At 63.9% G+C, this 9098-nt stretch carries 11 protein-coding genes; 8 read left to right on the top strand and 3 right to left on the bottom strand.

Annotation, left to right across the window (positions count from 1 at the left end; translation table 11 throughout):
* Positions 1 to 70 precede the first annotated feature (70 nt).
* The 3 genes from ACFMO5_RS09585 (at position 71) to folP (ending at position 3140) form a co-directional block, all read left to right on the top strand.
* Positions 71 to 1198, top strand: coding sequence for a glycosyltransferase family 4 protein (locus tag ACFMO5_RS09585; protein WP_376792526.1), 1128 nt, complete (start codon positions 71 to 73; stop codon positions 1196 to 1198).
* Positions 1199 to 1291: 93 nt separating this feature from the next.
* Positions 1292 to 1780: a 6-pyruvoyl tetrahydropterin synthase family protein gene (locus tag ACFMO5_RS09580; RefSeq protein WP_376792525.1), complete on the top strand. Its 489-nt coding sequence runs from the start codon at positions 1292 to 1294 to the stop codon at positions 1778 to 1780.
* Positions 1758 to 3140, top strand: coding sequence for a dihydropteroate synthase (gene folP, locus ACFMO5_RS09575; RefSeq protein ID WP_376792524.1), 1383 nt, complete (start codon positions 1758 to 1760; stop codon positions 3138 to 3140). The genes ACFMO5_RS09580 and folP overlap by 23 nt, the downstream gene beginning before the upstream one ends.
* Positions 3141 to 3317: 177 nt before the next feature.
* Here folP and ACFMO5_RS09570 read toward each other — a convergent pair whose 3' ends face one another.
* Positions 3318 to 3764, bottom strand: a complete 447-nt coding sequence (locus tag ACFMO5_RS09570; RefSeq protein ID WP_376792523.1) for an FHA domain-containing protein — start codon at positions 3762 to 3764, stop codon at positions 3318 to 3320.
* Between the two features lie 412 nt (positions 3765 to 4176).
* Here ACFMO5_RS09570 and ACFMO5_RS09565 point away from each other — a divergent pair, with 412 nt between their 5' ends.
* From ACFMO5_RS09565 to ACFMO5_RS09545, 5 genes are all read left to right on the top strand, one after another.
* Complete coding sequence (locus ACFMO5_RS09565; RefSeq protein WP_376792522.1) at positions 4177 to 5145, top strand: ABC transporter substrate-binding protein; 969 nt, start codon at positions 4177 to 4179, stop codon at positions 5143 to 5145.
* Between the two features lie 287 nt (positions 5146 to 5432).
* On the top strand, positions 5433 to 5720 hold the full coding sequence (locus ACFMO5_RS09560; RefSeq protein ID WP_376792521.1) for a hypothetical protein: 288 nt from the start codon (positions 5433 to 5435) through the stop codon (positions 5718 to 5720).
* Positions 5721 to 6388: 668 nt separating this feature from the next.
* Positions 6389 to 6886 (top strand): hypothetical protein, encoded by a 498-nt coding sequence (locus ACFMO5_RS09555; RefSeq protein ID WP_376792520.1) that lies wholly within the window; start codon positions 6389 to 6391, stop codon positions 6884 to 6886.
* Positions 6862 to 7422, top strand: coding sequence for a hypothetical protein (locus ACFMO5_RS09550; protein ID WP_376792519.1), 561 nt, complete (start codon positions 6862 to 6864; stop codon positions 7420 to 7422). Before ACFMO5_RS09555 ends, ACFMO5_RS09550 begins: the two co-directional genes overlap by 25 nt.
* Positions 7423 to 7472: 50 nt before the next feature.
* On the top strand, positions 7473 to 7670 hold the full coding sequence (locus ACFMO5_RS09545) for a hypothetical protein (RefSeq protein WP_376792518.1): 198 nt from the start codon (positions 7473 to 7475) through the stop codon (positions 7668 to 7670).
* Between the two features lie 542 nt (positions 7671 to 8212).
* Here the strand turns inward: ACFMO5_RS09545 and groES are convergent.
* Together groES and ACFMO5_RS09535 are read right to left on the bottom strand one after the other, a co-directional pair.
* Positions 8213 to 8548 carry a co-chaperone GroES gene (groES, locus tag ACFMO5_RS09540; protein ID WP_376792517.1) on the bottom strand — a complete coding sequence of 112 codons (336 nt, stop codon included), beginning with the start codon at positions 8546 to 8548 and terminating at the stop codon, positions 8213 to 8215.
* A gap of 139 nt (positions 8549 to 8687) precedes the next feature.
* Positions 8688 to 8945, bottom strand: coding sequence for a glutaredoxin family protein (locus tag ACFMO5_RS09535; protein WP_376792516.1), 258 nt, complete (start codon positions 8943 to 8945; stop codon positions 8688 to 8690).
* Positions 8946 to 9098: the final 153 nt, after the last annotated feature.

Below are 9098 nucleotides of genomic sequence, written 5' to 3'. Positions count from 1 at the left end.
AAGGCGCCCAGCTCGCCCCCTAAACCCCCGCACGGAGATTCCACGAAAGGAGAGGGCCTAAGCTTTCCTTATGCGAGTTCTGATCAGCGGATGGTTCCTTCAATATCCTGCGACGGGCACAGGCCAGTATGCCTGGGAGCTCCTTCGCCATCTCCCTCAGGCGCGGCCGAACTGGACGATCGGCGTGGCCGTTCCGGAGGGTTGGTCCGGTTCGTTGCCGGGGGGCGTGGCCCCGGTGGGGGTCCGCTCGCCACGGCTTCCCCAAGATTTCCAGAAGCTGTGGTTCGAACAAATCGCCCTGCCCCGCGCGGCGGCTCGCTGGCGGGCGGACCGGCTGTTCGTGCCCTACTGGGCCCCTCCGCTTCGCGCACCGGCGCCAGTGATCGTGACGGTGCATGATCTGATCCCGCTGCTCTTCCCGGAGTATCGGGCCAGCGTAGGCGCGCGCCTCTACACGGCCTTGGTCCTGGCCGCCACCCCGAGCGTGGCGCACATCCTCACGGATTCCGAGGCTTCCCGACGCGACATCCTTCAGCGATTGCGGCTGTCTCCCGAGCGCGTCACCGCCGTTCCTTTGGGGGTATCCGAACGCTTCACCCCGCGCCCGGATCCGATCCTTGATGTGCGGGTGCGGACCCGGTATGATCTGCCCCCGGCATATGTGCTCTATCTGGGCGGCTTTGACCGGCGGAAAAACATTGAGACCCTGCTGGCGGTCTACACCTGGGCCCAGGACGCCATCGGCGATAATTTCCCCCTGGTCATCGCCGGGCGCTTGCCGGAGGGCTCGAGCCGGTTGTTTGTGGATCCCCGCCCGCTGGCCCGGGCATGGGGGATCGAGGATGTGGTGCGGACGATCGGACCGGTGGCCGAGGAAGACAAGCCGGCCCTCTATCGAGGGGCCTCTGCCTTCCTGTATCCTTCCCGCTACGAAGGGTTCGGCCTCCCGGTGCTCGAAGCGATGGCCTGTGGGGTCCCGGTGGTCGCCTCGGAGATCCCGGCGCTGGTGGAGCTGGTCGGGGACGCGGCCTACCTGCTTCCTCCCGATGATGCCCGGGCGATGGCCGGGGCGCTGATCTCCGTGCTGGTGGACTTTCACTTAGGACAAACGTTGCGGGAACGGGGAATCCGGCGCGCGGCCGCTTTCACGTGGATCGCGTGCGCACGGCGCACCGCAGAGATCATCGAGGGGGTTTGACGAACTGGACTGTGGCCCATCCCGTCCGTTTCTCAAACGACGGAAGAAGCCGGCCGGCAGCCTGGCAACTTCCATCAAGAATAGGAGGGCGCTGTGGATCGCGTGCGGGTTTCGCAGGATAACCTGGTGTTCTGCGCAGGGCATTTCATGATTTTCCCTAATGGAAGCGAGCCGCTCCATGGCCATAATTACCGCGTGGCGGTGACCCTGGAGGGAGCGCTGCACGAGGATATGGTGATGGATTTCGTGGCCCTTAAGCGCTTGGTGAAGGCTCTGGCGGATGAGCTGGATCACCGGGTGTTGCTTCCTGCCCAGCATCCTCGCCTGCGTTTGACCATCGGGGAGGAACAAGTGGAGGCCACGATCGATCACAAACGCTACGTCTTCCCTTTGGAAGATGTGCGGATTTTGCCGATCCCCAACACGTCGGCCGAGTGGCTGGCCCGCTACTTGGCCGGGCAGCTGCGGGCGCGTCTTCCGGGCGATCTCCGCCTGCATGCGCTAGAGGTGGAAGTGGAGGAATCGTTCGGGCAGAGCGCGATCTACCGGGAGGTGATCGATGCCGCCGCTTCGACGCCTTAAGCATCGGGTGGGGATCGCCCTGGGAAGCAACCTGGGGGATCGGGATGGGGCGCTGCGAGAGGCGCTCCGGCGTCTTCTGGAGTGGGTGGAGATCGAAGCGGTCTCCTCGTTCTATGAGACGGAGCCGGTCGGTTACGTGGACCAACCCCGCTTCCTCAACGCGGTCTGCATCGGCACCACAGATCACTCGCCGCACCAGCTTCTTGCTGCTTGCAAGGCCATCGAGACGGCGATGGGGCGGGGCCCCGGCCCTCGATGGGGACCTCGCCCCATCGACCTGGACTTGCTCTTCTATGATGACCTGTGCCTGGAAGATGAGGCGTTGACCCTTCCCCATCCCCGGATGGCGGAACGGGCTTTTGTCCTTGTCCCCCTCGCGGAGATCGCCCCCGATTGGAGGCATCCCCATCTGGGGCGCACGGCGGCGGCCATGGCGGCGGATCTGTCTTCTTACGGGGTCCGCCGCTGGGCCCGGGCGCCCATGCGGGTTGGCCGGGACTTTGTCTATTGGGGTCGGGAGACCTTGGTGATGGGCATCCTGAACATCACACCGGATTCCTTCTCGGGCGATGGCCTGTTGAAGGGCCCCAATTGGGTGGAGGCGGCTCTGGAGCAGGCCCGGCGCTTTAAAGCGGCCGGCGCGCATCTTCTCGATGTGGGTGGGGAGAGCACCCGCCCGGGCGCTGAGCCGATATCGGCAGAAGAGGAGATGCGGCGGGTGTTGCCTGTGATCGAGCGGCTCGCGGCGGAGGGCCTGGGCCCGATTTCCGTGGACACGTATAAGGCCGATGTGGCCCGTGCAGCGGTCGCCGCGGGGGCGGATCTCATCAACGATGTGTGGGCCATGGAAGCGGATCCGGCGATGGCCAACGCGGCGGCCGAGCTCGGCGTCCCGATCATCCTAATGGACAACCGGAGCCGACGGGAGGCGGTGGTGAGGGATCCCCGCCTGGGCGCCCGCTACGAGGGGGAGGATGGTGGGGACATCGTGGCAGCTGTTCGCGCCCATCTGATGGAGCGGGTGGAGGCCGCCCGCGCGGCGGGGATCCCTCCTTACCGGATCATCCTCGATCCTGGGTTGGGGTTCGGCAAGACAGTGGCCCAGAATCTGGAGCTGGTCGATCGGTTGGGGGAATTGCGGGAGCTGGGCTTCCCGATCCTGGTGGGCCCCTCGCGCAAGTCTTTCATCGGTTACACGCTGAACCTACCTCCGGAGGAACGGCTGGAGGGAACGGCGGCGGTGGTGGCGGTGAGCATCGTTCGCGGGGCGGACATCGTGCGCGTACACGATGTAGAGGCCCTCGTCCGCGTCGCTCGCATGACCGACGCCATCGTCCGTCGGGGGCCCCCATGGGTTTAAAGGGGACGCGGGGGCTGTGGAGAGCCACCCTAATCCGCAGCGATGATCTTTTCACGAGGCGCGGGCCACATCAGTAGCCCGCACCTCCATTTTTCTTCAGCGCGGCTATCAGACTGCGGGGAAGAGGGAACCAAATCCTTCAGAGGTGAGGAGCTGCCTTCGACGGCCTCCAGGTCTTTATTCGATGTGCACATGGGCGATGATGCGCCCGAAGCGAAGCTCGTCCCCATCTTGAAGCGCGTAGGGGAGGCCCGAGACCAGCCGCTTATTGTTGAGATAGGTGCCATTGGTGCTCCCAAGGTCCTCGATATAGAAATGGCCATCGTGGTAAAAAATCCGCGCGTGGCGGCGGGAGACCCAGATCGCTTCCGGCCCTTCCTGGGAGAGATCCAGATCGGGAACGAGCCCTAGGCTGGGATCCAGTCGTCCGATCTCGCACGTCTGATGGGATCGCACCTCAATCGTGCGACCGGTGTGGGCGATCCGGAGGCGCAACAGCGCAGCTGGCGTCGTCGGAGGGGCCTCCTCCGGCTCGGTTTCTCCCTCCGCGAGGGGGGCAGTGTGCCAATGCTCCGCTTCGCGCTCTTCAGGGGACTCCAGTTCGAGCGGATTGAACTCAGACATGATCGCACACCCGATCACATGGGATGAAAGGCCGGATTCTAACTTGTGGAGGTTTTCAGGGCGAGGTTGGCCGATGAAGACGGCCCACTCTGTTCTGAAAATATACCCACGTGATCCAGCGTTCATCCTTCCCACGAGGTTTAGGGGTCTGGGCGGGTCACCGAACGGGCGATGGGCGCGAAACGCCTGACCACGAATACCCTGGCTCCGCCCTCAAACCCCCCACGAGGCAACCAACGGCGTGACTCCTCCATTCTATTGGGAAAGGGGGAAGGCCATCCCGGCCTGCCATTCCAGCCCCGATGACATCCTTTCATTTTCATTATACTCTGGTCAGGTTTGAAAAGGATGACCCAAAAGTCACCCTATGAGGGGAAGAGGGCTTACGTTGTCTGAAAGGAGCCAGCCGAACGTGGCGCGAAGGGGATGGGTGTTCCTTGTCATTACGATCATGGGGTTGGTGGCCTGCCAGCCGGCGGGCATCATGTATATCGGCCTGGTGGCCCCTTTTGAAGGGCGGGATCGGGCCATCGGTTACGATGCGGTTTTTGGGGCCCGGCTGGCGGTGCGGATGTGGAACACGACCCATCCGGCAGGTCCCAAGGTCATGCTCATCGCGCTGGATGATCAAGGGGACCCGATCCTGGCGCAGGAGCGGGCCCGGCAGATTGTCGCTTATCCCTCGCTGATCGCGGTCATCGGTCACTTCCGACCGGAGACTACGTGGGCGGCCGCGCCGATCTACCGGGCCGCAGGGATCCCCCTGATCGCGCCGCTGATCCCGGCCGATCGAGCCCCGGAGGGGGCGTTGCCGACCGCCCCGGATCAGCGGACGGTGGTGGCGGCGTTGTTGCAAGCGCTTCCGCCAGGGGACGGACGAGTTCTGTGGATTGTACGGGACGATGAGGAGCGATGGTTCGGCCCGGAGGTGGAGGCACTTTTTCGTGAGCGGGGATGGGTGGTGCATAAACGGAACTGGGAGGAGGCTTCTCCTCAGGATGATGAGCCGGTTTTTTTCGATGGCCGTGCGGTTCACGCAGGGGAAGCGGTGCGGCGCTGGCGTTCAAGCGGCTGGCGGGGTCTCTTGCTGGGAGGGCCTGGGTTGCTGCATCCGGATCTCCTCGCGTTTCGAGAGGCGGAGGGGAGGATATGGGCGGTAGCGGAGACCCGGCGGGTGGAGGATGCGGAATGGCGGACGGCCTATCAGGCGATCGCGCTGGGGATGTCGCCGGGCCCTTACGCGCCCCTCGCGTATGATCTGATCTGGGTCGTGATGCAGATGCACGCCCGTTCGGCCTTTCGCTGGGAGGGGAGAACAGGGACCTGGTGGTGGGAGCAGGGGCATTTGCGGAAAGACCCCGCGTGGTTTCTGGAGCGATAGCCGGAATGCTTTTCCCCATCGTCCCCGATCCTCGCGCTCTGTCGGGGAAAGGAGCGCTCAAGGGCCAGCTTCGGTGGATCTCCCCCGGCCCGCTTCGGGCCCTCTGCTCGGATCCATGAATCCGCGCGCTGCGGTTGGGTTCTTTCCCCCATTCAGCCCGCCGTAGCTCTCCATGGGAAAGGGCTTCCTCAATGATGGGTCAAGTTCCCGGATGGCTATCATCTACATCGGACGGGTCTTGCTGTGGTTTGGGGAACCCTTTCATCCCCTTTTCACGGAGGGCGAGCATGCGACTGATGGATGTGTTTGCTCGAGGGCTGAAGCGGCGGCGGATGCGGAGGGGAGGGCTGGGTTTCTTCCGGATGGTAGGGGTGGCGCTTCTGGCGGTGAGGTGTGCCCGTCCGGGATCCGGAGCCCAGCCGCCGACGGTCCCCGCCACCGCGACCGTCCCGCAGCCCACCGCCACGTCGGCTGACACTTCCCCCGCGGCCTGTCCGAAGGACCCCAGCCAGTGGCGGCTGGTGAAGATCTCGACCTTTCGCGATCCCCATGGGGTGCCGCTGTATCGCAACTGATCCCCCCTGCGTCTATGCGGGCTTCTGGCACGACGTGGCGCCCCACGAATTCCTGGCCCCCGACCGGCCCACGGTGAGCAAGGAGAAATGGGGGGATATCCCCTGGTATTGGGAACCCACAACCCCAGTCCCCAAAAAGTCCCTCAAGCCGTTTACCTCTGAGAGAAGTGGGATCTTAGATGACCGGGATTGGCAGCGGATTGGTATCATCTACACACCTTACACCACATCGCGCACCGGGGATCCGGATTTCCCAATAGTGATTGACCTCGATAAGGATCGGCCAGGGGCAGCCTATTACGTTCGGTGGGATCAAGGAAAGATTCGATTACGCTCAGCGATCCTCTCCCGGGAGCGGGATCATTCTACGGCCTATAAGCCTATGGTTTTACGATGCTCACATAGGACATGGGTTTCCTGTGTCTGATGGGCGGGACACAGTTTATCCGTGTGGGCGTGGCGCAGAGACGGTGGATGGGTCGAAATTATGGGAGGCCTTAGGGGTGAAGGGCTTCCGGCGCTCGGAGCTTGGGAAAGCTTTCGGCCTGCAAGAGATCTTCCCGGAGCATCCGGATCCTGAGACCATTAAGCGTGGGGGGACCCGATGACCACCCCCTCCTGCCTCCAACAAACGGGGAGGTGAGGCAACGCTTGGGAAGGGAGGGTTGGTGCTACTGATCGGATTGTGGGGATGGATCTTGGTTCAGGCTCCCACCGCCTGGGCACGGGAGGGAAAGCCACAGGATTGCCCGGAGGAAAATTGTCTCCTGATCGGGCTCTCACCCACGGTTTCTCCAGGTGGTGAAGGCCAGCGGGTATGTTCGGGGCCCTATGGGGTGGGGGCAGTCTTTCAGGAGGGGAATCGCTGGGCCGAGGGGCAGATTCTCCTGGGCTGCGCGGGAAACATCGTGGAGCGAAGGCGGTTCGCCGACTACGCGGCGGACTTCTGCCCCACCCCTCTGGGGGCCTGGCTGGAGCTCTGGGACAAGGACCCCGCCTCGGGGGTGGGGCTGGGGGCCGGCTTGTGCCGCCTGATGGATTACTCCGGCCAGCCGGTGGAGCTGGTGATCCGGGTGCCGCCCCATCGCTTCCATATCACCCCCTGGCCCATGGGCTTTGTGGCCCGGGAGGATCCCTGGGGGTGTTCCATCCCTCCGCCCGCTTGATCTGGGGGCCGCCCGTCATTCCGGATGCGGGCTCCGGCTGGCGGTTGTGGACATGGGGGAGCCGTCGCGGGCCGGGGGAGGCGGCGTTTCCCCGTTTCTGGAGCGCGGAGGAGCTTGGGCGAGGGGGGCCTGGGGGGACCACCTGCGTGCGGCTGCCGCTGGGGGCGGCGCCGGATTTCGATGGGGCGGGGAATCCGTGCTGGAAGCCTGGCCGCTTGGCGATGCGAGGGATTCGATTGGATCGGGGGATTGGGCTGGGGGAGGGGGTGGCGATCCACTCGCCGTATGCGTCACAGCCGGCGGTCAACGGATGGCTTGGGATCGCAGGGGGTGGGGTGAAGGGGCCGCGGTTGATCCAAGGACCGGATCTTTCCCGGGTCTCGATGTTCATCGACGACTTTCACATTCCGTGGTGGGTGCGGGTGCGGGCGGAGATCAAACGGGTGAAGGATCTCGCGGAGGAGCGGGAGCGGTGCGAGCGGGTTCCGGATGCGGATGGAGGTGGGAAGCCGGATGGAGGGATTGCTGGACGGTGATGGGGGATCCGCCGGTGGTGTGGCCAGGGTGAAAGGGGAAGGAGTGGGAAGTGGAGGAGCGGCATAACGCGTTAAACCTGACCCTGGTGGAGCGGCTGTATGAGTATCGGCCGAAGGCGTATCCGTTTTTGCATCCGGTGCGGTTGGAGATCGTGCCGGGGGAGGGGCGGGTGGGGGTGACGGGGGTGGTGGTCTGCAGGTGCCGTGGCTGTGGTTCCCGTTGGGGGTGCGGGAGGCCCAAAGCGTGATCTGCGCCGATCCTGCGTGCGGAGGATATGCCCCCTCCGAGCAACCGTAAGCGGCCTGGAGTCTCGCGGACCTGGCGGTTCGGGAGGTTGCTGAACGACGGGACTCGCTTCAACGCATGGGGCTGATCGGTCCGCAGAGAATTTCAATGAGGGGTGGCTGTGGGGTAGGGGTGCCTCTTGTGGGCGCCCTCTACAGGCAGGCACAAGGCCTGCCCCTACATCCTTCCCGTGTCGCAGGGTCACGCTGGGATGGGGCATGAATGGGTAGGGCACCCACAAGGGGTGCCCCTACGCGGTTTTGCAAGATCATCGGATCATCCGCATCCTTCGGGGAGACGGCCGGGCCGACCGATCTACGTGGGATCGTCTCCCGCGGGATACCATCACGGGTGAGCCCGTGTCATCTAATCTTGGAGGGCGGGGGCTGACAGCGGGTGAACGCCGGTGGGGAAGCGTTTAAGGCCTCACGCGGGTGAGGGCCGCCGGGAGTGGCCCTCACCCTGAGCAGTCTTTTCCCCAAGAGGGGATGCTTTGTTGCCTGTCTACCCCTTGCGCCGTCCCTTGCGCGCTGGCTTCTCTTCCGGCAGCGAGGCTCGCGTCTCGGTATCGTAAGCCAGTAGATCGTTCGCGTCGATGATCAGATACTCCACACCGTTCACTTTCACTTCGTTCCCCGAATACTTGGGGAACAACACGCGATCACCGACTCGCACTTTAATGGACTCATCGTCGCCGACGGCGACCACCACACCGATCTGCGGCTTCTCCTTGGCCGTCTCGGGGATGATCAATCCGCTCGGCGTGCGGCTTTCCTGTTCCACCGGCCGGACGACCACTCGGCTGCCCAGCGGCTGCCATGGAAAACGCGCTTCGGTCATTGTTGCTCCCTCCTCTGGAAGGTCTTTTCCTCTAAGGCTTTGAAAGACATCTTTTGGGGGATAGGTGTGGAAGCGCTCGACCTTCGGCACCCCGGCCCAACCTCGGAAACCTTCCCAAGGGCGAGCAGGGGAGTGCTCATTACTTTTTCAACCCCAGCAGGGTGTCGATCTGGGGCCGGTTAAAGCCGATCACAATTTTACCACCGATATCCAGCACCGGCACGCCCATCTGTCCGGTTCGGCGCACCAGATCCCGGGCCGCTGCAGTATCCCGGCTGACATCGATTTCTTTGAAGGGCACGCCGCGTTGTCGGAGATATTCCTTGGCGGCCCGACACCACGGACAGTTGGGCGTGGTGAAAATCAGCACCCGAGGCCACTTGCTCGTCCCCGCCATCGTCCTTCCTCCGACAACAGGATGGGAAGCTCCCATATTTATTTAGATGCCGTAGCCGCATTTCCGTAACAGCCAGGTTTAGTGCTTCTTCCACATTTGATTCTTGACTTTGGCTCCCTGGAGGTGGGGCGGGCCGGGCGCCAAAGGCGCCCG

It is taken from the genome of Thermoflexus sp., from assembly GCF_042408365.1.
Taxonomy (GTDB): Bacteria; Chloroflexota; Anaerolineae; order Thermoflexales; family Thermoflexaceae; genus Thermoflexus.
The sequence above is the reverse complement of the archived record's forward strand: the minus strand, read 5'-3'. Positions and strand labels throughout refer to the sequence as shown.

Bases quoted from the DNA above. Each gene is read 5' to 3' on its own strand.
- ACFMO5_RS09585 (WP_376792526.1), top strand. From the start codon at position 71: ATGCGAGTTCTGATCAGCGGATGGTTCCTTCAATATCCTGCGACGGGC.
- folP (WP_376792524.1), top strand. From the start codon at position 1,758: ATGCCGCCGCTTCGACGCCTTAAGCATCGGGTGGGGATCGCCCTGGGA.
- ACFMO5_RS09570 (WP_376792523.1), bottom strand. From the start codon at position 3,764: ATGTCTGAGTTCAATCCGCTCGAACTGGAGTCCCCTGAAGAGCGCGAA.
- ACFMO5_RS09560 (WP_376792521.1), top strand. From the start codon at position 5,433: ATGCGACTGATGGATGTGTTTGCTCGAGGGCTGAAGCGGCGGCGGATG.
- groES (WP_376792517.1), bottom strand. From the start codon at position 8,548: ATGACCGAAGCGCGTTTTCCATGGCAGCCGCTGGGCAGCCGAGTGGTC.
- ACFMO5_RS09535 (WP_376792516.1), bottom strand. From the start codon at position 8,945: ATGGCGGGGACGAGCAAGTGGCCTCGGGTGCTGATTTTCACCACGCCC.